19 protein-coding genes are annotated in these 21875 nt (G+C 64.8%); 5 read left to right on the forward strand and 14 right to left on the reverse strand.

The window, feature by feature from the left end; genetic code table 11:
- The first annotated feature begins 23 nt into the window (after positions 1–23).
- Positions 24–278: a hypothetical protein gene (locus AAFN55_RS05005; protein WP_347797771.1), complete on the forward strand. Its 255-nt coding sequence runs from the start codon at positions 24–26 to the stop codon at positions 276–278.
- Positions 279–281: 3 nt separating this feature from the next.
- Here AAFN55_RS05005 and AAFN55_RS05010 read toward each other — a convergent pair whose 3' ends face one another.
- Complete coding sequence (locus AAFN55_RS05010; protein ID WP_347797772.1) at positions 282–1193, reverse strand: phosphotransferase family protein; 912 nt, start codon at positions 1191–1193, stop codon at positions 282–284.
- Positions 1194–1404: 211 nt separating this feature from the next.
- On the opposite strand from AAFN55_RS05010, the gene AAFN55_RS05015 reads away from it, so the two are divergent.
- Positions 1405–2064 (forward strand): methyltransferase domain-containing protein, encoded by a 660-nt coding sequence (locus AAFN55_RS05015; protein ID WP_347797773.1) that lies wholly within the window; start codon positions 1405–1407, stop codon positions 2062–2064.
- A gap of 248 nt (positions 2065–2312) precedes the next feature.
- On the opposite strand, the gene AAFN55_RS05020 is transcribed toward AAFN55_RS05015, so the two are convergent.
- From AAFN55_RS05020 to AAFN55_RS05040, 5 genes are all read right to left on the reverse strand, one after another.
- Complete coding sequence (locus AAFN55_RS05020) at positions 2313–4763, reverse strand: FAD-dependent oxidoreductase (protein WP_347797774.1); 2451 nt, start codon at positions 4761–4763, stop codon at positions 2313–2315.
- Between the two features lies 1 nt (position 4764).
- Positions 4765–5673 carry a choline/ethanolamine kinase family protein gene (locus tag AAFN55_RS05025; protein ID WP_347797775.1) on the reverse strand — a complete coding sequence of 303 codons (909 nt, stop codon included), beginning with the start codon at positions 5671–5673 and terminating at the stop codon, positions 4765–4767.
- 2 nt (positions 5674–5675) lie between these two features.
- A complete protein-coding gene (locus tag AAFN55_RS05030; RefSeq protein WP_347797776.1) occupies positions 5676–7697 on the reverse strand; it encodes an ABC transporter permease subunit in 2022 nt (673 codons plus the stop codon).
- 199 nt (positions 7698–7896) lie between these two features.
- Positions 7897–8907 carry a betaine/proline/choline family ABC transporter ATP-binding protein gene (locus AAFN55_RS05035; RefSeq protein ID WP_347797777.1) on the reverse strand — a complete coding sequence of 337 codons (1011 nt, stop codon included), beginning with the start codon at positions 8905–8907 and terminating at the stop codon, positions 7897–7899.
- 176 nt (positions 8908–9083) lie between these two features.
- On the reverse strand, positions 9084–10037 hold the full coding sequence (locus AAFN55_RS05040) for an ABC transporter substrate-binding protein (protein WP_347800186.1): 954 nt from the start codon (positions 10035–10037) through the stop codon (positions 9084–9086).
- Positions 10038–10310: 273 nt separating this feature from the next.
- Here AAFN55_RS05040 and AAFN55_RS05045 point away from each other — a divergent pair, with 273 nt between their 5' ends.
- The gene (locus AAFN55_RS05045; protein WP_347797778.1) at positions 10311–11090 is read left to right on the forward strand and encodes a DeoR/GlpR family DNA-binding transcription regulator; all 780 of its coding nucleotides are present in this window, start codon (positions 10311–10313) and stop codon (positions 11088–11090) included.
- On the opposite strand, the gene AAFN55_RS05050 is transcribed toward AAFN55_RS05045, so the two are convergent.
- The 6 genes from AAFN55_RS05050 to AAFN55_RS05075 all read right to left on the reverse strand — a co-directional run bounded on the left by AAFN55_RS05050 (position 11081) and on the right by AAFN55_RS05075 (position 18644).
- On the reverse strand, positions 11081–11431 hold the full coding sequence (locus AAFN55_RS05050) for a formate dehydrogenase subunit delta (protein WP_347797779.1): 351 nt from the start codon (positions 11429–11431) through the stop codon (positions 11081–11083). The genes AAFN55_RS05045 and AAFN55_RS05050 overlap by 10 nt on opposite strands.
- Positions 11421–12245, reverse strand: coding sequence for a formate dehydrogenase accessory sulfurtransferase FdhD (gene fdhD, locus AAFN55_RS05055; protein WP_347797780.1), 825 nt, complete (start codon positions 12243–12245; stop codon positions 11421–11423). The genes AAFN55_RS05050 and fdhD overlap by 11 nt, the downstream gene beginning before the upstream one ends.
- A 58-nt stretch (positions 12246–12303) precedes the next feature.
- The gene (fdhF, locus tag AAFN55_RS05060; RefSeq protein WP_347797781.1) at positions 12304–15183 is read right to left on the reverse strand and encodes a formate dehydrogenase subunit alpha; all 2880 of its coding nucleotides are present in this window, start codon (positions 15181–15183) and stop codon (positions 12304–12306) included.
- A 211-nt stretch (positions 15184–15394) separates the two neighbouring features.
- Positions 15395–16948, reverse strand: coding sequence for an NADH-quinone oxidoreductase subunit NuoF (locus AAFN55_RS05065; RefSeq protein ID WP_347797782.1), 1554 nt, complete (start codon positions 16946–16948; stop codon positions 15395–15397).
- 181 nt (positions 16949–17129) lie between these two features.
- Complete coding sequence (locus AAFN55_RS05070; protein ID WP_347800187.1) at positions 17130–17603, reverse strand: formate dehydrogenase subunit gamma; 474 nt, start codon at positions 17601–17603, stop codon at positions 17130–17132.
- A 141-nt stretch (positions 17604–17744) separates the two neighbouring features.
- The gene (locus AAFN55_RS05075) at positions 17745–18644 is read right to left on the reverse strand and encodes a LysR family transcriptional regulator (RefSeq protein WP_347797783.1); all 900 of its coding nucleotides are present in this window, start codon (positions 18642–18644) and stop codon (positions 17745–17747) included.
- Positions 18645–18773: 129 nt separating this feature from the next.
- Here AAFN55_RS05075 and AAFN55_RS05080 point away from each other — a divergent pair, with 129 nt between their 5' ends.
- Complete coding sequence (locus tag AAFN55_RS05080; RefSeq protein ID WP_347797784.1) at positions 18774–19337, forward strand: NAD(P)H-dependent oxidoreductase; 564 nt, start codon at positions 18774–18776, stop codon at positions 19335–19337.
- Between the two features lie 46 nt (positions 19338–19383).
- Here AAFN55_RS05080 and AAFN55_RS05085 read toward each other — a convergent pair whose 3' ends face one another.
- Positions 19384–19806 (reverse strand): VOC family protein, encoded by a 423-nt coding sequence (locus AAFN55_RS05085; protein WP_347797785.1) that lies wholly within the window; start codon positions 19804–19806, stop codon positions 19384–19386.
- 152 nt (positions 19807–19958) lie between these two features.
- Positions 19959–20435, reverse strand: a complete 477-nt coding sequence (locus AAFN55_RS05090; RefSeq protein WP_347797786.1) for a VOC family protein — start codon at positions 20433–20435, stop codon at positions 19959–19961.
- Positions 20436–20625: 190 nt separating this feature from the next.
- Here AAFN55_RS05090 and AAFN55_RS05095 point away from each other — a divergent pair, with 190 nt between their 5' ends.
- Complete coding sequence (locus AAFN55_RS05095) at positions 20626–21798, forward strand: Mrp/NBP35 family ATP-binding protein (RefSeq protein WP_347797787.1); 1173 nt, start codon at positions 20626–20628, stop codon at positions 21796–21798.
- Positions 21799–21875: the final 77 nt, after the last annotated feature.

Raw genomic sequence — 21875 nt, forward strand, 5'->3', positions numbered from 1 at the left:
AGACGAGACCGGGGAGGTCACCCATGAAACTGCAGATCGTAACGCTGCTGGCAGCCGCTTTGCTGGCCGGCTGCACGACGATGACGCCGGAAGAACGCCGTTCCGCCGACGAGGAAACCTGCCGCTCATACGGCTTCACCAAGCGCAACGACGCCTTCGCCGAATGCCTCCAGCGCATCGAACTCGACCGCAGGGCAGAACGTCGCTCGCAACTGGATTCAATGCAGTTCAGCAGGCCTATGGTCGTCTATCGGCCCGTGCCGGTTCGGGTCAGGTAGAAATCACCATCCCGCTGCCACGGAAGCGACGTGGCGGGCGAAATCGGGCGTCTCCATCAGCGCCTTGCAGCGCGCGAAGCGTCCGTCCGCGTAGGCGCGGAAATCGTCGGCGGGGTTCTCGTTGGCAAGCTGGATGAGGCCCCACAGCGTCCAGAGAAGATCGCACATCGCCTTGTAGATGACGATCCGCCCGCGCTCCGCCGGGCTCGGCTCGCCGCCGAAATAGGCGCGGATCATCTCCTCGTCCTGCGCGGCATCGAACGCGCCTTCGACGGAGAGATCGCCGAGATCCCACATCGGGTCGTTCATGCCCGAATACTCCCAGTCGACGACCCACATGCGGCTTCCCGTATCCAGGAAATTCTCACAGAGCGGGTCGCAGTGGCATGCGACGAGCGGCAGCTTGTGGGCGTCGAGCGCGGCGCGCACAGCGCCATTCGCCTCGGCGACGATGTCGTGATAGCCGGCTGGCAGGGCGACATCCTTGGTCGAGAGGATTTTCAGATAGTCGTCGATCATCGAGAACAGCTCGAAGCGGAACGGGAAGACGGCACCTGACGCATGCAGCGTACGAAACGCCTCGCCGGCGCGCGCGGGCGAGCCCTTGCGCGCCTTGAACAGGTCGGGCGTCATCGTTGCGGCACCCTCGATGAAACGCGTGAGCATGATGCCGGTGTCGGGGTCGAAATGCAGAACGTCCGGGCTGACCCCCGCCTTGGCGGCCTCGCGTGCGGCGACTTCCTCATGCGCGCGGTTGATGTATTCCTCCGTGCCCTTGCCCGGAATGCGCAGGCAGTGGTCGCCGGCGCGAAACACCCGATTGGTCAGCCCGCCCATGCGCTCGAACGGGCCATCATAGCCTGCCAGGACCGGGATGGAAGCGATGAGGGGGCGGATTTCGGTCTCGTCGGTCATTCGGTATCCCTGTGCAGTTTCGAAGCTTCATATACCCCCACCCCTACCCCTCCCCACAAGGGGGAGGGATTTTGGCACTGCACATCTTTCACGAATCGAACTCATGGCTGCCGGACGAGAAACTGCGTTTCCGCTCTCCCTCCCCCTTGTGGGGAGGGGTAGGGGTGGGGGTATGTAGTCACCTCCGTATGCAAGATCTCGAGGAACAGCCATGGCCGACAATCACCACGAGGGCGCACTGGGCGCGGTCTATCAGGCCAAGCGCCCGGAGGAGGTCGCGGCGCTCTATGACGGCTGGGCGGACACCTACGATGCCGAAATGGCAGTGGCCGGTTATCGCCACCCCTCGATCTGCCTCGCTCTGCTCGCCCGGCACCTGCCACGCGGTGCCGCGCCGCTGCTCGACGCCGGCGCAGGCACCGGCCTCATCGGCGAATGGCTGGGCATCATGGGCTACCCGCATGTCGAGGCACTGGATATCTCGGAAGGCATGCTCGCCAAGGCCGCTGCCAAGGGCGTCTACGCGGCCCTGCATCGATTGGCGCTCGGCGGCGTGCTTCCCTTCGAGGACGGCCGGTTTGCGGGCATCGTATCCGCCGGCGTCTTCACCACCGGCCATGTCGGCGCGGAAGGCCTCGACGAGTTGATCCGCATTTGCCGGCCCGGCGGCGTCATCGTGCTGACGGTGAAGAACACGCTGTGGGACGACGGTTTTTCGGCGCGGATCGCGGAACTCGAAGCTGGTGGCGTGGTGACGCGGGTAGAAGAGACGGAACCCTATGTGTCAATGCCCGGCGAACTCGGCACCGTGCCGAGCCGGGGGCTTGTGCTGCGGGTGGCGGTTCTTCCTTCTCCCCGTTTACGGGGGTGAGGCGTGGTTGCCGGAGGCAACAAAAAGCCAACGATTTGGCTTTTTGAACGACGAACGCCCGGAGCCATAGCGCAGGGCGGGGCTGCCGGATGAGGGGCGGCGCTGCGGTTTCAAGCGCTGGTCCCCGCTCCGTTTTCAGTCGCACTTATCTCTCAACCAAGACCTTCACCCTTCGCGCTGCCCCTCATCCGCCCTTCGGGCACCTTCTCCCCGTAAACGGGGAGAAGGGAAAACCGTCGCGCCAAACCCTACCCCTTCACCCTGTCCCCCACAGGGTCGTAGAGCGGCGCGAGATGCAGCGTGGCCGGCACGGTCTCCGTTGCCACCACCAGCTCGTATGAGCCGGACGTCAGGAAGTCGTCATCCACGCCGTCGGCGTTGCGCACATAGCCGTAGCCGATGCTCTTGCCGATCGTGTAGCCGTAGCCGCCGGAGGTGAGGTAGCCGGCCGGCTTGCCGTCGCGCAGGATCGTTTCGCGGCCGAGCAGCACGGCGTCGGGAGCGTCGACGGTGAAGCACACGAGCCGCTTGGCGAGCGGCTTTGCGGCGGCGTCCTCACAGGCTTTCCGTCCGAGGAAATCGGTGTTCTTGCGAAGTTTTACGGCCCAGCCGAGGCCGGCTTCTGCGGTCAAGTCATTGGGCGTGATATCCGAGCCCCAGGCGCAATAGCCCTTTTCGAGCCGGAGCGATTCGAGCGCGCGGTAGCCGACGGGTCTGATGCCGAACGGGCGCCCGCCCTCCATGAGCGCGTCGAACACGTCGCCGGTGGCATCGATCGGAATGTGCAACTCCCAGCCGAGTTCGCCGACATAGGTGACGCGAAGCGCGCGCACGGTATGGCCCGCGATCTCGATCCCGCGTACATGGCCGAACGGGAAGGCGGCGTTCGAGATGTCGGCCTTGGTGACGTTGGCGAGCACCGCTCGGGCCTGCGGACCCATCAGCGACAGCGTGCCGAACTCTTCGGTCACGTCGGTGATCGTCACGTCGAGACCGGCCGGAACATGGTCCTCGATCCAGCCGAGATCGTGGGTACGGAAGCCGGTGCCGGTGACGATGTAGAACCGGTCCTCGTCCAGGCGCGCGACGGTCAGGTCGGCCTCGATACCGCCGCGCCGGTTGAGAAGCTGGGTGTAGGTGAGACGTCCGACCGGCTTCGAGACGTCGTTGGCGCAGATCCAGTCGAGGGCCTTGCCCGCATCCGGACCCGACAGCTCGTACTTCGCGAAGGACGACTGGTCGAACAGGCCGACATGCTCGCGGACATGGGCATGCTCCTTGCCGACCGGGCCGAACCAGTTCTGCCGGCCCATGGAATAGACGTCTTTCGCGCCCGGTTCGGCCGAAAACCAGTTGGGCCGCTCCCAGCCGAGCTTGGAGCCGAACACCGCGCCATGCGCCTTGAGGCGGTCGTAGAGCGGCGAGACGATGGCCGGCCGGCCGCTGTCATATTCCTCGTGCGGGAAGCCGATCGTGTAGTGCTTGCCGTAGGCTTCGAGCGTGCGGTCGCGTACCCAGGCGCGGTCGCAGTGCAGGCCGGAAAAGCGGCGGATGTCGACGACCCAGAGGTCGAGCGGCGCTTCGCCGTCGATCGCCCATTGCGCGAGAACCCAGCCCGCTCCGCCGCCCGACGCGATGCCGAAGGCGTTGAATCCCGCGCCGACGAACATGTTGGCGCATTCGGGTGCTGCGCCAAGGATGAAGTTCCCGTCCGGCGTGAAGCTTTCGGGACCGTTGATCATCTGCTTGACCCCGACCGTCTCCAAAGCCGGCACGCGCGCGATTGCCTGTGTCATGTGCTGCTCGAAATGGTCGTAGTCGTCATCGAACAGCCTGAACTCCCAATCGTCGGGCACGTCGCCGCCGAACTGGTCGAGATCCCAGGGCTGCGGGTTTGGCTCATAGCCGCCCATCACCAGCCCCCCGACTTCCTCCTTGAAATAAGTGCGGCGGTCGGGATCGCGGATCGTCGGCGCATCGGACGACAGGCCGTCGACCTTCTCGGTGATGATGTACTGGTGTTTTACGGGCTGTAGCGGCACGGTGATCCCGGCCATCGCGCCCACCTGACGCGCCCATTGCCCGGCGCAATTGACGACCGTGTCGCAGGCGATGTCGCCCTGCGTGGTCTTCACGGCCGTGATCCGTTTGCCCTCCATCTCGAAGCCGGTGACGCGCACCTCCTCGAACAGTTTCGCACCGTGCATGCGCGCGCCCTTGGCCAGCGACTGCGTGATGTCGGAGGGGCTGGCCTGACCGTCGGTCGGAAGCCACGACGCGCCGACCAGATCGCCGGTTTCCAGCAATGGCCACATGCGCTTCACCTCGTCGGGCGAGACGAGTTGCATGTCCATGCCGAAGCTTTTTGCGGTGGTGGCAAGGCGCTTGTACTCGGTCCAGCGGTCCTGGTTCGTGGCCAGCCGCAGGCAACCGGTCATCTTCCAGCCGGTGGCAAGCCCGGTCTCGGCTTCCAACTCCTTGTAGAGATCGACCGAATATTTGAGCACGCGCGTGATCGAGGCGGACGACCGCAACTGGCCGACGAGCCCCGCCGCGTGCCATGTCGAGCCTGAGGTGAGCTTGCCCTGCTCGAGCAGGATCACGTCGGCCTTGTGGTCGCGGGCGAGGTGGTAGGCGGTGGAGCAACCGATGATGCCGCCGCCGATGACGACGATCTGGGCGTGGGATGGCAGGGCCATGTCAGGTCTTTCCGTAGGCTGTGCGGTGTGCGTCGAGCGCGAAGTCGAGGCGGGCAAGGTTTTCGTCGGAATAGGCGGCGTAGTCGATTCCCGTGGTATAGAGATGAAGCTCGGACACCATGCTCCACATCGCCTCGCGCAGCAGCGAGGCGCATTGCATGGCCGACAGCGAGCGCATGAGGCGCGGGTCCGGCGCATCGCCGAAATAGGCGCGCAACAGCGCTTCGGACCGGGCCGCGTCGAACTCTGCATTGGACGAGACGCCGGCGAGGTCGAACATCGCCGTGGAAAACCCGGCATACTCGAAATCGATCAGCCAGAGCCGGTCGCCCGTGTCGAGGATGTTCGCGGGCAGGAGGTCGTTGTGGCCGAAGACGATCGGCAGCGGAACCTGCTCGCTTTCGAGCGCGTGCGAGAGCGCGAGATAGCGATCGAGCTCCGGCGTTTTGCGGCTGCCGCCATCGCGGAGGGTGCGGGCATAATCGCGGATGACGTGAAATACCCAGAACATGAAGCCCGCGCCGCTGACCTCGCCGGGCATCTCGTCGTGGAAGCGGCGCATCAGTGTGGCGATCCGCTCGACATTGGCGCGCACATCCTCCGGGCCGAAGGTCTTTGCGCCGAGGAACTCGCTCACCATCACGCCCGGCTGCGCGAATTCGAGCGCCGGCGCGAAGCCTGCGCGGTGCGCCGCGCGCGCGGTCATGATCTCGCGCTCGCGATAGACATGGTGGAACGGAAAATCCTTGCCGAAGCGTACGACGTGCCGCCCGGCGGAATCGGTGACGAGGTAGTTCTGGTTCGACAGCCCGCCCGCCAGCGGCTCGATGGTGATCGGACCGGACCAGCAGGGCAGGGCATGGATGCGGTTTTCGGTGGTGGTCACGTCGCCAGCTCTCGATACAGACATCATCACACCAACCCCAGCCTTGCCTTCGTCCGGGCCGCCCCCGCCGAGATCAGCCGGTCGGCGATGATGGCGATGAAGGCGACGGCCAGACCGGCGACGAGGCCGCGCCCGGTGTCGGCCTTGGTCAGCGCGACATAGACCTCCTGGCCGAGATCGCGCGTGCCGACCAGAGCGGTGATCACCAGCATCGACAGCGCGAACATGATCGTCTGGTTGATGCCCAGCATGATCTCCGGCAGCGCCAGCTTCAGCTTCACCTTGGTCAGGATCTGCCGGCGCGTCGCGCCCATGGCGCGGGCGGCCTCGACCAGCCGCGGATCGACGCGCTGAAGGCCGAGCACCGTGTAGCGGATCGACGGCGCGATGGCGTAAGCGACGACCGCGAGCATGGCGGTGAAATCGCCGACCCGGAACAGCATGACCGCCGGCATCAGATAGACGAAGGAGGGCAGCGTCTGGAGCGTGTCGATCACCACCCGGACGAAGCCCCAGAGGCGATCGCGCTCCGCCGCCATGATGCCCACCGGCACACCGATGAGACACGCGAACAGCACCGACACGCCGCAGAGATAGACTGTCACCATCGCGTTTTCCCATTGCCCCGTCGCGACGATCAGGAACGCAAGCGTGCCGACGAGCAATGCCAGCCGCAGCCCGCCCAGCACATGGCCCGCGAGCGCGAGCAGCGCGACGACGCCGAGCCATGGAAGACCGAGCAGGAACCGCTTGAACGGTATCAGGATGTTGAGAAGAACCGCGTTCTTCAGCCCTTCCAGCGTGTCGAAATAGTTGATGTTGATCCAGCGCACGACGTTCGACCAGAAATCCCCCGTCGAAAGCTGGTAGGCGGCAGGGTAGGTCTGCACGGCGGGGATGACGAGGCCGGCGATGGCAGTGATCGCCACGAAGGCGAGGGCAGCGATCGTGTAGGCATGGCGCAGATGCCACGCGCCTGTATGGGACTGTGCGGTGCGGCTGGCGAATGCCTGGCTCAGCCGGTCGAGCGCGATGGCCAGCGCGACGATCGCAAAGCCTGCCTCCATGCCCGCGCCGATATCGAGCCGGCGCAGCGCCGAGAGCACGTCGAAGCCGAGCCCGCCCGCCCCGATCATCGAGGCGATGATGACCATGTTGAGCGACAGCATGATCACCTGGTTGACGCCGACCATCAGGCTTTCCTTGGCCGAGGGCACCATGATCCGCCACGTTATCTGGCGGCGCGTGCAGCCGACCATGCGCCCGAGATCGCGCACCTCGGCCGGCACGCCGTTGAGCGCGAGAACCGTGATGCGGATCATCGGCGGCATGGCGTAGATCAGCGTCGCGACGATGGCCGCGACCGGGCCGAAGCCGAACAGCACGAGGATCGGCACGAGATAGGCGAAAACCGGCATCGTCTGCATCAGGTCGAGAACCGGCCGGATCGCGCGCTCGAAGGCCGGCCAGCGATAGGCGGCGATGCCGAGGACGAGCCCGCCCGCGACGCCGATGGGCACCGCGACAAGGATCGACGCCAGCGTGATCATCGCGCTCTTCCACTGGCCGAACATGGCGAGGAACAGGAAGCAGGCGGCGACGAGGATGGCCAGTCTGCGCCCCCCGGCATACAGCCCCATCAGGCCGACGATGGCCACGACCGCGATCCAAGACAGCGGCGGCACGATCTGGATGGCGGACGAGCCCTGGCCGGACAGGAAACCGGTTGAGATAAGGCTCAGCACAACGCGGTAGGGCGCATCGACAATCGCGGCGAGAAAACGCGTGAATTCGGTGAAGGTGAAGAGGCCGAAGCTCGCCTCGTTCACCAGCCATTTCATGGCGTTGCCGATCCACCGGACAGCGGGAATTTGCCAGGCGCGCGGATAATCGAACGCCCACGCTGCGACGGGCTTGCCGAACTGCCAGAGCAGGATGCAGGCGAGGAGAATGATGGTGGCGACGAGGATGCGAGATGCCGACCGGCGCGGCGGCGTTTCGTTGCTGGTGAAGGCGTCCGCGTTGGATGGGGCGGCCGGGACGCTCATCGACCATCCTCTGGGACCTGCAAACCGGTCGATGGCGCGGCACCCCCTCCGTCTCGCTTCGCTCGCCACCTCCCCCGCTTCGCAGGGGAGGATCCCCGGTCGAGGACTGCCGCAACGCGGATCCTCCCCCATTCATGGGGGAGGGGGACCGCCGTAGGCGGTGGAGGGGGTGATATCCGAAGAAGCGCAGACATCGCTGTCACCCCCGCATCAGGACGTCGACGACGTCCTCACGATGGAGCTGGCCAACGGTCCCGCCGCCAGCATCGACCACCCGCAGTGTCGTGGCGCCACCGTCGAACAGCGGGGCGGCTTCCGCAATGCGCGCGGTGTCGATGATGAATGCCGAACCCGTCGCGTCGCCCTCGACGGCACGCATCAGCGAGCGCACGCGAATGACTTTCGCCCTGGGCACGTTCCGCGTGAATTCGGCGACGTAGTCGGTCGCCGGGTCGAGCACCAGCGCTTCCGGCGTGTCGCATTGTACGATCGCGCCGTCCTTCATGATGGCGATGCGGTCGGCAAGCCGGATCGCCTCGTCGAAATCATGCGTGATGAAGACGATCGTCTTCCTGAGCACCGATTGCAGCCGCAAAAACTCGTCCTGCATCTCACGACGGATGAGCGGGTCGAGCGCCGAGAACGGCTCGTCCAGGAACCAGAGCTCCGGTTCGACCGCAAGCGAGCGCGCAATGCCGACGCGCTGTTGCTGCCCGCCCGACAGCTCGCGCGGAAACGCAGTCTCGCGCCCGGCCAGACCGACGAGCTCGATCATTTCGCGTGCCCGCGCCTCGCGCTTGTCGCGTGGCACACCCTGCACCTCGAGCGGGAAGGCGACGTTGGCGAGCACGCTCAGATGCGGCAGCAGCGCGAAGTGCTGGAACACCATGCCCATCTGGTGCCGGCGGATTTCGATCATCCGCTTTTCGTCGGCCGCCAGCAGGTTCTCGCCGTTGAACAGGATTTCGCCGGCGGTGGGTTCGACCAGACGTGACAGGCAGCGCACCAGCGTCGACTTGCCGGAGCCCGAGAGGCCCATGATAACGAAGATCTCGCCCTCACGGACCTCCAGATTGACGTCGCGCACGGCAGCGACCAGCCCGCTTCCGGGAAGGCGCGACGCGTCGATGCCGCCGCGCGCAAAGGCGTCTGCGCCGGAGCCGAACAGCTTCCAGACATTGCGGCAGATGAGTTTGGGGGTGGGGGTCATGTGACGATTGGCAGGGAGCGTTCTGTCGCGCCCCCCTCTGGCCTGCCGGCCATCTCCCCCACGAGGGGGGAGATCACGCAGTGTCGATGACGAGAGTAATCTCCCCCCTCGTGGGGGAGATGGCCGGCAGGCCAAAGGGGGGCAACGTAGGGCATGGACGTCTAATCAGGCGATGTCTACTTCACCCACTCCGACCATTTCGCCTCGTTGGCCGTCATCCACTCGCCGACCACATCCGAGACGCTCTTGCCGTCGAGGTCGACGGCCGTGATCATCGCGCCCATATCGTTATTGTCGAGTTGGAATGCCTTGATCGCCTCGTAGGCGCCCGGCCATTTGTCCTTCACGCCCGACCAGCCGACCTTCCAGATTTCGCCGAACGGCTTGCCGCAGTCATACTGCATGTCGGGGTTCGAGCCCCAGGCCGGGTCAGTGTAGCATTCGGCGGTGTATTCCGGGAATTCGACCCACTCGCCTTCATATTTGGCCGGGGCCCAATGCGGAGCGTAGATCCACAGCAGGATCGGCGCCTGCCGCTGATAGGCGGATTCAAGCTCGGCGAAAAGCGCGGCGTCGGTGCCCGCGTGGATCACCTCGAAGGGAAGATCGAGCGCCTCGACGCGCTCGTCGTCAAAGCCGCCCCAGGTCACCGGCCCGCCGAGATAGCGGCCCTTGGGCGCGGTCTCGGCCGTCGAAAACGCCTCGGCACAGGCTTCGTCCTTCAGCGCTTCCCAATTGGGCAGGCCGGGGCACTTCTCCTTCATGTAGGTGGGATACCACCACTCCTCCTTGGCCTGCATGCCGGTCGGGCCGAAATTCTCGACCTTGCCGGTCGCGGTCGCCGCGTCCATCGCCTCGCGCCCGGTCGTCTCCCACATTTCCATCGCGACGTGCAGGTCGCCGGATTCGAGGCCGGCGAACTGTGCGAGATAGTCTGCCTGAACGTATTCGACGTTGTAGCCGGCCTTCTTCAGCACTTCGCCCATGATCTCGGTGGTGATGAGCTGGCCCGTCCAGTCATGCAGCGTCAGCTTGATCGGGTCGGTGGATTCCTGCGCGTGTGCCGAAGCCGCACCCAGCGAGCACAATGCCGCGGAAACCGCGAGTGTCCGCAACGTCCTGAAAAACATGCGATGGTTCTGAAGCATCTGGAAACTCCTGCTCGCCCTCTGTCAGCCTGTATCGTTGTTGGCGCGGGCTCAGGCAGGGTGAAGCGAGCTTCCCCTCGCGCCGGACCTAACGCAACGGCAGTGTCCGTCAGTGAAAGTCTCGTTGTCAATCAACCGTGTGGTATTTTTTGTTTTTTTGACCGATTATGCGAGACGAATTGGAGTAATCACTTCAATTTGCACAAAATGCAGTCAACTGCCGATACCGTAACCTGTGAGGAGACGATGGCGGGCGTGTCACGACGACATGGCGAGATATTGCGGCTCCTGCGCGAGGAGGGGACGCTGTCCGTCGCCGATCTTGCAGGTAGGCTGGGCGTGTCGCTGGAGACCGTGCGCCGCGACGTGAAGCCGCTGACCGATGACGGCCAGGTGCTCAAGATGCACGGCGCCGTCGGCCTGCCGTCGGATGTCGGCGAAGCGCCATTCGAGCGGCGGATGCGCGAAAACGCTGCGGCCAAGCGCGCGGTCGCGCGGCACGTAGCGGGCACCATCCGCGATGGCGAATCCATCATGCTCGATACGGGCACGACCACCAGCTACCTCGCGCGCGAACTGCTCGGCCATCGGCGGCTGACCGTTGTGACGAACTCCTCCGACATCGCGCGCACGCTGGCGACGGTGAACGGCAACCGCGTCTACATGGCCGGCGGCGAACTGCGCCCGGATTCAGGCGCGGCCTTCGGCGTATCCGCGATCGAGTTCGTGTCGCGTTTTTCCGTGGCGCACGCGATCATCTCGACCGGAGCGATCGACGCGGTGGACGGCGTGATGGACTACGATCTGGAAGAGGCCGAATTCGCCCGCATGGTGCTGTCGCGCGGCCAGCGCTCGCTGGTCGTCACCGACCAGACGAAATTCGGGCGGCGCGGACTGGTGCATGTCTGTGGCTTCGACGGGTTCGACGAATTGGTGGCAGACGCGGCGCCGTCACAGGACGTTGCCCAGGCGATAGAAGCAGGTCGGGCGAGGCTGGTTTTGGCCGGGCCGCAGGTCACGGCGGCCTACCCCTGAGAGGCGGCGATTTCGCCGACGGATTCGCCTGCCGCCTGTCCCTTGCCATCCGGGGAGCCGGCATTGGCCTTATCGCCGGCGCCCATCCCGACGCCGGGCGGGGCGTTGGGCCGCCGGATCGCGGCCGCCGCCTCGCGCACGATGGGCAGCAGGGGCTCGCCACCTGCATCCATCACCTCGAAGAAGTGTCCGCGCATGCGCGGTTCCCAGAATTTGTTGATGTGTTCGGCCACGCCCGCGACGCCTTCATCATGCGGCTTCGACAGGAAGAACGTGCCGATCTGGTTCGCCATGCGGATGATCTTGACGTGAGGGTCGAACGGGGCGTCTTCATGCGACATTCTGGGCTGCTCCGCTGGTCACGCGTTCAGGATGCGTGAAGATGTCGAATTCATCGCCGCGCACGAGCGCGACGAGCGTCATGCCGGCCTCGTCGGCCGTGCGAATGGCAAGTGCCGTCGGCGCCGAAACCGCGATGATGGCGGATGCGCCAATCGCAGCCGTTTTCTGCACCATCTCGACGGAAACGCGGCTGGTGACCACGACTGCGCCCGACGCGCCGCCGATGCCTGCTTTTGCAAGCGCGCCGGCGAGCTTGTCGAGCGCGTTGTGGCGGCCGACATCTTCGCGCGCCAGCACGACGCCCTTGCCCGGAACGTAGAAGCCGGCCGCGTGCACCGCGCCGGTCTGGGCGTGCATGGGCTGCAGCTTGGACAGGAGTTTCACCGCCTGGGTGACGTCTTCGGCACCAAGCGTCAGCGTCGACTTACGCACGTCGCGGACCGAGCGCATCGCCTCGTCGATGGATTCGATGCCGCACAGCCCGCAGCCGACCGGACCGGCGAGCCGCCTGCGGCGCTGCTCGAACCGCGTGTTGGCGGTGTCCTTGAGACGGATTTGGATGTCGATGCCTGCCTCGACATCCTCAACCGCGATCGTGTCGATTTCAATGGAGGACGCGATGATGCCTTCGGTGAGCGAGAAGCCGAGCGCGAAATCCTCGAAATCCGCGGGCGAGGCCATCATCACCGCATGGGTCGTGCCCGCGTAGGACAGCGCGACGGGCGTTTCCTCCGGCACCATGCGCGCGGCTGCCTGCGTGCCGGAGGCGCGTCGTGCGATGCGGATCGTGGAGGTGAGGGGCGGGCGGGTCATTGATGACAGCCTTCTTCTCCCCGTGAACGGGGAGAAGGGAAGGTCTGAGCCCCGCACATCACTCCGCAGCTTCCATGTGCCCCGCGATGCGGCGCGAGCGCTGCGAGAGGTCTTCGTACTCTTCCTGCCAGTTGGAGGGGCCGTTGGAGGGGCCGACCTGAACCGCGGTGACCTTGTATTCCGGGCAGTTGGTCGCCCAGTCGGAGAAGTCGGTTGTGATGACGTTGGCCTGCGTGTCGGGGTGGTGGAATGTCGTGTAGACCACGCCCGGCGCGACGCGCTCGGTGATGAGTGAGCGCAGGGTCGTCTCGCCCGCGCGGCTGGTCAGCCGCACCCAATCGCCGTCGCGCACGCCGCGCTGTTCGGCGTCGTGCGGGTGGATTTCCAGCCTGTCCTCACCATGCCAGACGACGTTGTCGGTGCGACGCGTCTGAGCGCCGACATTGTACTGCGACAGGATGCGGCCGGTGGTGAGCAGAAGCGGGAAGCGCGGGCCGGTCTTCTCGTCGGTTGCGACATATTCGGTGCGGATGAACTTGCCCTTGCCGCGCACGAAGCCGTCGATATGCATGATCGGCGTGCCGAGCGGTGCCTGCTCGTTGCAGGGCCACTGAACGGAGCCCATTTCCTCGAGATAGGCATAGGAAACCTTGGCGAAGCTCGGCGTGGTTGCGGCGATCTCATCCATGATCTGCGACGGATGCGCATAGGACCAGCTAAGCCCCATCGCCTGCGCGAGTTTCTGCGTGACTTCCCAGTCCGACAGGCCGTTCTTGGGCGCCATCACCTTGCGCACGCGGTTGATGCGGCGCTCGGCATTGGTGAAGGTGCCGTCCTTCTCCAGGAAGGTCGAGCCCGGCAGGAAGACATGGGCGTAGCGTGCCGTCTCGTTGAGGAAGAGGTCGTGCACGACGACGCACTCCATCGCGGCGAGGCCGGCGGAGACGTGCTTCGTGTCCGGGTCTGACTGAAGGATGTCCTCGCCCTGGATGTAGATGCCCTTGAACGTGCCCTCGACGGCCGCGTCCAGCATGTTCGGGATGCGCAGGCCCGGCTCGTTGTCGAGCTTGGTGCCCCAGAGCGAATCGTAGATGTCGCGCACGGCATCGCCCGAGATGTGGCGGTAGCCGGGAAGCTCGTGCGGGAACGAGCCCATGTCGCACGCGCCCTGGACGTTGTTCTGCCCGCGCAGCGGGTTCACGCCGACGCCGCGCCGGCCGATATTGCCCGTGGCCATGGCGAGGTTGGCGATCGCGATGACGGTCGTCGAGCCTTGGCTGTGCTCGGTGACGCCGAGGCCGTAATAGATCGCGCCGTTGCCTCCCGTCGCATAGAGGCGCGCGGCGCCGCGGATTTCCTCGGCCGGCACGCCGGAGAGCTTCTCGACTTCTTCCGGCGAGTTCTGCGGCTCGGCGACGAAGGCCGCCCAGTCCTCGAACTCCGACCAGTCGCAACGCTCGCGGATGAACGCCTCGTCGAACAGGCCTTCGGTGACGATGACATGGGCGAGCGCGGTCAGCACCGCGACATTCGTGCCGGGCTTGAGCGGCAGATGGTGCGTCGCCTTGGCGTGGACGGAATCCACCGTCTCCGTGACGCGCGGATCGAGCACGATCAGCTTGGCGCCCTGGCGGATGCGCTTCTTCATGCGCGAGGCGAAAACCGGATGCGCAGCCGATGGATTGGCGCCGATCACCATGATCACGTCGGAATCCTCGACCGAGTCGAAATCCTGCGTGCCGGCCGAGGTGCCATAGGTCTGGCCGAGGCCGTAGCCGGTCGGCGAGTGGCAGACGCGGGCGCAGGTATCGACGTTGTTGTTGCCGAAACCCTGCCGGATCAGTTTCTGGACGAGATAGGTTTCCTCATTGGTGCAGCGCGACGAGGTGATGCCGCCGATCGCGGCGCGCCCGTACTGGTACTGGAGGCGGCGGAATTCATTGGCGGTATGGGTCAGCGCCTCTTCCCACGTGACCTCGCGCCATGGATCGGTGATCTTTTCGCGGATCATCGGGTTGAGGATGCGCTCCTTGTGCGTCGCATAGCCATAGGCGAAGCGACCCTTGACGCAGCTATGGCCGCGATTGGCCTTGCCGTCCTTCCACGGAACCATGCGAACGAGTTCGTCGCCGCGCATCTCGGCCTTGAAGGAGCAACCGACGCCGCAATAGGCGCAGGTGGTGATCACGGAGTGTTCCGGCTGGCCGATCTGGATCACCGACTTTTCGGTCAGCGTCGCGGTCGGGCAGGCCTGCACGCAGGCGCCGCAGGAGACGCACTCGCTCTCGAGAAACGGTTGGTGCATGCCGGGCGAGACGCGGCTTTCGAAGCCGCGACCTTCGATCGTCAGCGCGAAGGTGCCCTGCACCTCCTCGCAGGCGCGCACGCAGCGCGAGCAGACGATGCACTTTGACGGGTCGTAGGTGAAGTAGGGGTTGGACTCGTCCTTTGCCATCCAGCGGAAATTGTCCGCGCCGTCCTGCTTATTGAAGACGTGGTTCTCACCCTCGTAGCCATAGCGCACATCGCGCAGGCCGACGACACCGGCCTGCGTCTGCAATTCGCAGTCGCCATTGGCAGCACACGTCAGGCAGTCGAGCGGATGGTCGGAGATGTAGAGTTCCATCACGCCGCGACGGATATCCTTGAGGCGTGTGGTCTGGGTCTTGACCACCATGCCCGGCGCAACCGGCGTCGTGCAGGAGGACGGCGTGCCGTTGCGGCCTTCGATCTCGACGAGACAGAGGCGGCAGGACCCGAACGCATCGACCATGTCGGTCGCGCAGAGCTTGGGGATCGCGATGCCGGCCTCCATCGAGGCGCGCATGATCGAGGTGCCGGCGGGAACGGTGACGTCGAACCCGTCGACATTGAGCGTGACCTGCTCTGTCGATTTCGAGGCCGGTGTGCCGTAGTCGATTTCGTGAACGAGACCCATCGTGGTTCTCCCTAGAACGAAGAGATAGCGCGGTTACGGAGGCCGGTCGACCCCCACTCCGCCTCGCTTCGCTCGGCACCTCTCCCCCGTTCGACGGGGGAGAGGAAACCAAGCTGGATTGATGCCGGTGTTTCGGCAGCGCGTCCTCGACCCCGTCGAACGGGGGAGAGGTGGCCCGAAGGGCCGGAGTGGGGGTCGAATACCGCCGATATCATTCCGCCGCCTCCAATTTCGCCTGTGGCGCGAAGTCGTCGGGGAAATGGTGGATGGCGCTCATGACGGGATAGGGCGTGAAGCCGCCGAGCGCGCAGAGCGATCCGAATTTCATCGTGTTGCAGAGGTCGGCGACGAGCGCGAGGTTCTTTTCCGGCTCGATGCCGGCGCCGATCTTGTCGATCGTCTCGACGCCGCGCGTCGAGCCGATGCGGCAGGGCGTGCACTTGCCGCAACTCTCGATGGCGCAGAACTCCATCGCGAAGCGCGCCTGCTTGAGCATGTCGGCCGTATCGTCGAACACCGTGATGCCGGCGTGCCCGATCAACCCGTCCTTGGCCGCGAACGCTTCGTAGTCGAAGGGCGTGTCGAAAAGTTCACGCGGGAAATACGCGCCGAGCGGTCCGCCGACCTGAACCGCCTTGACCGGACGACCGGTTGCCGTACCGCCGCCGATCTCGTCGACGATTTCGCCCAGCGTCATGCCGAAGCCGGCCTCGAACAGCCCGCCATGCTTCACATTGCCGGCAATCTGGATCGGGATCGTGCCGCGCGAGCGACCGATGCCGAAATCGCGGTAATGGTCCGCGCCCTTGTCGAGAATGACGGGAACGGACGCCAGCGAAATCACGTTGTTGACGACGGTGGGCTTGCCGAAAAGACCCTGTAACGCGGGCAGCGGCGGCTTGGCGCGGACCACGCCCCGCTTGCCTTCGAGCGAGTTGAGCAGTGAGGTTTCCTCGCCGCAGACATAGGCGCCGGCACCGACGCGCACTTCCATGTCGAAGGCGTTGGGCGAGCCGAGCACGGTCGCGCCGAGGATGCCGAAATGCCGCGCGACGTCGATGGCCGCGTTCATGGCGGCGATCGCATGCGGATATTCCGAGCGGATGTAGATGTAGCCCTTGGTGGCGCCGGTCGCGATGCCGGCGATCGCCATGCCCTCGATGAGCACGAAGGGATCGCCCTCCATGATCATGCGGTCGGCGAAGGTGGCGGAGTCGCCTTCGTCGGCGTTGCAGACGATGTATTTGCGGTCAGCCACCGCATCCATCACCGTCTTCCACTTGATGCCGGTCGGAAAGCCTGCACCGCCGCGCCCACGCAGGCCGGAATCGGTCACGGTCTTGACGATGTCGGCGGGCGTCATGGAGACGGCCTTGCGCAGGCCGGTCAGGCCGCCATGGGCCTCATAGTCGCCGAGCGACAGCGGATCGGTGATGCCGCAGCGCGCGAAGGTGAGGCGGCTCTGGCGGGAGAGGAACGGGATTTCGTCGGTCTTGCCGCGTGATTTTTCGTGATTGCCGCCCGATAGAAAATCCGCATCGAAGAGCGACGCGACATCGGACGGCTTGACCGGGCCGTATGCGACACGGCCGGCCTCCGTCTCGATTTCGACCATGGGTTCGAGCCAGTAGAGGCCGCGCGATCCGGTGCGCACGATCTTCACGTCGAGCGAGCGCTTCTCGATCTCCGCGCGAACGGCCTTGGCGACCTTTTCAGCGCCGAGCGCCAGCGCGCCGGAATCCTTCGAGATGTAGATTGTGGTCATGCCGAAGTCCCCGCGATGCATGGACCCCCACCCCCAACCCCTCCCCACAAGGGGGAGGGAGACACGGGCGGTGTGGATTCCACGTCAATGTTGCGCCAGGCTGCAAAGAAGGCGCGACGCGGGCGACCTCCCTCCCCCTTGTGGGGAGGGGTAAGGGGTGGGGGTAGCTGACTTGCCGCGGTCACGTCCGCACCTCTGCGACGATGTCGTCGATCGCATCCGCATCGAGCCTGCCGATCACCTCGCCGTCGAGCATCGCAGCCGGCGCGCAGGCGCAGAGCCCCAGGCAGTAGACCGGCTCGAGCGTGACGGAGCCGTCCGCCGCGGTTTCATGGAAGCCGATGCCGAGGGCCTGCTTGACCATCGCGGCAACGCGCTCGGAGCCCATCGACTGGCAGGCTTCGGCCTGACAGAGCTTCAGCACATGGCGTCCCGCGGGCTCTCGGCGGTAATCGTGGTAGAAGCTGACGACGCCATGGACCTCGGCGTTGGAAATGTTGAGCGCCGCCGCGATCACGGGGAGCGTTTCGGTCGGCACGAAACCGAACTCGTGCTGGATTTCATGCAGAATCGGCAGGAGCGGACCTTCGAGACCCTTGAGGTCGTCGATGATCGCGGCCACGCGTGCGGCGGTTTCGGTACCTTGCGGCTGCATCCTCACGCAGCGCCCTCCCTATAAGATCGCGGAAGTCCGCTAAATCGCCACGAAATCAGTCAATTTCGCCGAAATCAATAAAGCCGTCTCGTCGCTCGATAGAAGATTTCTATCAAAATTTTGCTTGGCTCTACGGGTAAGCTACTTACGGGCGGAAAAATCGTCGGCCAGCGCCTTTGCCTGGTCCAGAAGCGCCGCGACGAGGGGCGTGTGCGGCTCGCGTTCCGCTGCGACCAGTCCGACGAGATGGCTGGCATCCGGCTCGACGATGGGGATGGCCCGGATCGGCTCCGCGAAGCCGAAGGTCTCGGCCAGGTTGAGCGGCATGATCGAGGACCATTTGCCGGTCCGGATATGGGAAAACAGCACGATCATCGAATTGCTCTCCAGCGTCGGGCGCGCAGATGCGCCCGCTTCCGCCAGATGCTGGTCGATGATGCGGCGGTTCTGCATGTCGGGCGTCAGGAGGCAGAGCGGCAGGTCCGCCACTTCCGCCCAGGTGACCTGCGTACGGTCGGAATAGACGTTTCCTGCCGCGGTGATGAGTTGATACCGCTCCGAATAGAGCGGCACGGAAATGACGCGGCCGAGCGGCTCGTTGTCGAGATAGGTGATGCCGACCTCGATGTCGAAATTGCCGAGCAGCGACAGAACCTCGATCGACGTGCGCGACAGGACGGTGAAGGTAACGCCCGGGTGACGCTCGCGAAACGGCGTGGTCAGCCTGGGAACCATGGCCAGTGCGGTCGGGATCGCAGCGATGCGGACGCGACCCGAGAGGCCGTGCCGCGCGGCGCGCATTTCCTCGCGCATGGTACGTGCGTCGCCGGTGATGCGGCGCGCCCAGATCAGCACCTGCTCGCCCTCCGGCGTCAGACCCTGGAAGCGGGAGCCCCGCTGCACCAGCATGACGCCGAGCTGGTCTTCCAGTTGCTTGATCGCGGCAGAGAGCGTGGGTTGCGTGATGCCCAAATCCTCCGCCGCCCGGCCGAAATGGCGGCTGCGGGCGAGAGCGATGAAGAATTCGAGCTTGTCGATCATGCGGCGGGCTCCGTGGGTGGACGATTTGTGCCGCTCGCGGCCCTGCTGTCAAACGCACCTCTGTTCACGCCCGCCTATAAGCCTATCTGGGGGTGACACGACATTGCACAGCACCGGAAGGAATTTGACTTGAAGCCACGTCTGAACATCATCATCGCCAGCACACGACCCGGCCGCATCGGTCCAAAGGTCGCGGCATGGATCGACGCCTCTGCCAAAAAGCACGGAAAATTCGACGTGTCGCTGGTCGATCTCGTCGATTTCAACCTGCCGGTCTACGACGAGCCGAAGCATCCGAGCATGCAGGACTACAAGCACGACCATACGAAAGCGTGGTCGAAGAGCGTCGCGTCGGCCGATGCCTATCTGTTCGTGATGCCGGAGTACAATTACTGCGCGCCGCCGTCGCTGGTGAACGCGCTCACCTATGTCTCGAAGGAATGGGCATACAAGCCGGCCGGCATCGTCAGCTATGGCGGATTGTCAGGCGGGTTGCGCGCGGCGCAGTCGATCAAGCCGCTGCTCACGAGTGTTCGTGTCATGCCGTTGCCCGAGGGCGTGGCGATCCCCTACGTCTCCAAGGCCATCGAGAACGACGAATTCAAGGCGTCGGACATGATGGAGGAAGGTGCTGGCGTGATGCTCGGCGAACTCCATCGCTGGACCGAGGCGCTGAAATCCATGCGCTCATAACAGCCGGATGCGCCCGGAGGCATGACCTGTCTCCGGGCGCAAATCCTTATGTTGACTGCTCGATCATCCCGGAATTGACCATCCACGGGATGCCGTATTTGTCGATCAGCATGCCGAACTTGCGCGCCCAGAACGTCGCCTCCATCGGCATGCGCACGTCGCCGTCCTCGGCGAGCGCGGCAAAGATGCGCTCCGCCCGCGCATCGTCGTCAAGCTGGATCGAGAGGGTGAAACCCTCCGGGGGTGCGTAGGGCATGCTGTCCGGCGTATCCGCGCCCATCAGTTCGGCGCCGTCGGCGACCAGATAGGCGTTCATGATCTTGTCCTGCGATTCCGGGCTGAAATGCTCGGCCATCGGCGTTTCGCCGTTGCTGATCATGGCCTTGATCTCGCCGTCCAGAACCCCGGCGTAGAATTCGAAGGCCTCGCGGCACTTTCCATCGAATGAGAGGTAGGCAACAAATCGCATGACAGTCCTCCTTCAGGTTTTGCTTGGCAGGTTTTGCTTGGCAGGTTTTGCTTGGCAGGTTTTGCTTGGCAGGTTTTGCTTGGCAGGTTTTGCTTGGCAGGTTTTGCCTGGCAGGTCTTGCTTGGCAGGTCTTGCCTGGAACGAAATCGCAGTCAGCCGCGCGCGGCAGCTTCGAGCGCGGCGATGTCGAGCTTCACCATTTTCATCATCGCCTTGTTTACCCGGTTGGCCTTCTCGCGATCCGGGCCGGAATACAGCTCGATCAGCACGCGCGGCACGATCTGCCATGAGAGGCCGTAACGGTCGACCAACCAGCCGCACTGCACGTCCTTGCCGCCGTCGCCCAGTCTGTCCCAGTAATAGTCGACCTCGGCCTGGTCCTTGCACTCGACCTGGAACGAGATGGCGTGGTTGAAGCTGAAATCCATCTTTCCGCCGTTGAGGCCGACGAACTGGTTGCCTTCGATCTCGAACTCGACCGTCAGCGGGACCGAGCCGTCATTGCCCGGCGTATCCTTCGGAGCCTGGACGATGCGGCCCATCTTCGCGTTCTTGAAGATCGAGGTGTAGAAGCGGGCCGCTTCCTCGGCCTGGGTCTCGAACCACAGGCATGTTGTTATCGTCTGCATGGTGTTTCCTCCTGCTGCGCCGGGGGTCGCGTTCCCTGCGCGATTGCCCCAAGGACGGACGCGCTGCCCATCATCCGACATGGCTGTGGAATATTTTTGATGGTGCGCTTTTTGGCGTCCGCGTCTGCCATGCTTGGTTCGCGCGCCGAATTGCACTATCTCAGGCGCAGCATAGAACCAGAAGAGCGCCATGTCCGTCACCAAAGAAGCCGTTTTAGAAACGCTCAAGACGATCAAGGGACCCGACTTCGAGGGAGACCTGGTCTCGCTGGGCCTCGTTTCGGATATCTTCATCGCCAATTCGAAGGTGTTCTTCTCGATCACCGTACCGTCCGCCCGTGCGCAGGAACTCGAGCCCTTGCGCTCGGCGGCCGAACGCGCCGTGAAATCCATGCCAGGCGTGGAAGGCGCGGTCGTCGCACTGACGGCGGAAAAGAAGGGCGGCGGCATGGAAGCGGCGCCTCCGCGTCCCACACCGCCGCGTCCCGCAGCACCGGCTCGTCCAGCGCCCCCGCCCCCCGCAGCCGCACCGGCAAGCCGCCAGCAGGGCAGGCGCGGCGTGCCCGGCGTCGCGGCGATCATCGCTGTCGCATCGGGCAAGGGCGGGGTCGGCAAGTCGACCACCGCCGCCAACATCGCGCTCGGTCTTGCCGCTCTCGGGTTGAAGGTGGGCGTTCTGGACGCCGACATCTACGGCCCGTCCATGCCACGGCTTCTCGGTATCTCGGGCCGCCCGCAGACCGTCGATGGCAAGATCCTGAAGCCGATGGAGAATTACGGCCTCAAGGTCATGTCGATGGGTTTCCTCGTCGAGGAGGAGACGCCGATGATCTGGCGCGGGCCGATGGTGATGTCGGCGCTGACGCAGATGCTGCGCGAGGTGGAATGGGGTGCGCTCGACGTGCTGGTGGTGGATATGCCGCCCGGCACCGGCGACGCGCAGCTCACCATGGCGCAGCAGGTGCCGCTCGCAGGTGCCGTGATCGTCTCGACGCCGCAGGATTTGGCCCTGATCGATGCCCGCAAGGGGCTCAACATGTTCAAGAAGGTCGATGTGCCGCTGCTCGGCATCGTCGAGAATATGAGCTACTTCATCGCGCCCGACACCGGCGCGCGCTACGACATCTTCGGGCATGGCGGCGCACGCCGCGAGGCGGAACGTCTTGGCGTACCCTTCCTGGGCGAAGTGCCGCTGACCATGGACGTCCGCGAAAGCTCGGATGCCGGCACGCCGGTCGTCGTCTCGAACCCGGAAGGCCCGCAGGCCAAGGTGTATCGCGAGATCGCCGCCAAGGTCTGGGAGAGGCTGAAGGCGGAGCAGACCGCGACCGAAGCGGCAGCGCCTGCGATTGTGTTTGAATAGGGGAGTAGGGGAATAGGGCAGTACGGCAGTAAGGAATTTTTTTCCTACTGCCCTATTCCCCTACTCCCCTAACTTGA

Source organism: Mesorhizobium sp. CAU 1732 (assembly GCF_039888675.1).
Classification (GTDB): Bacteria; Pseudomonadota; Alphaproteobacteria; order Rhizobiales; family Rhizobiaceae; genus Aerobium.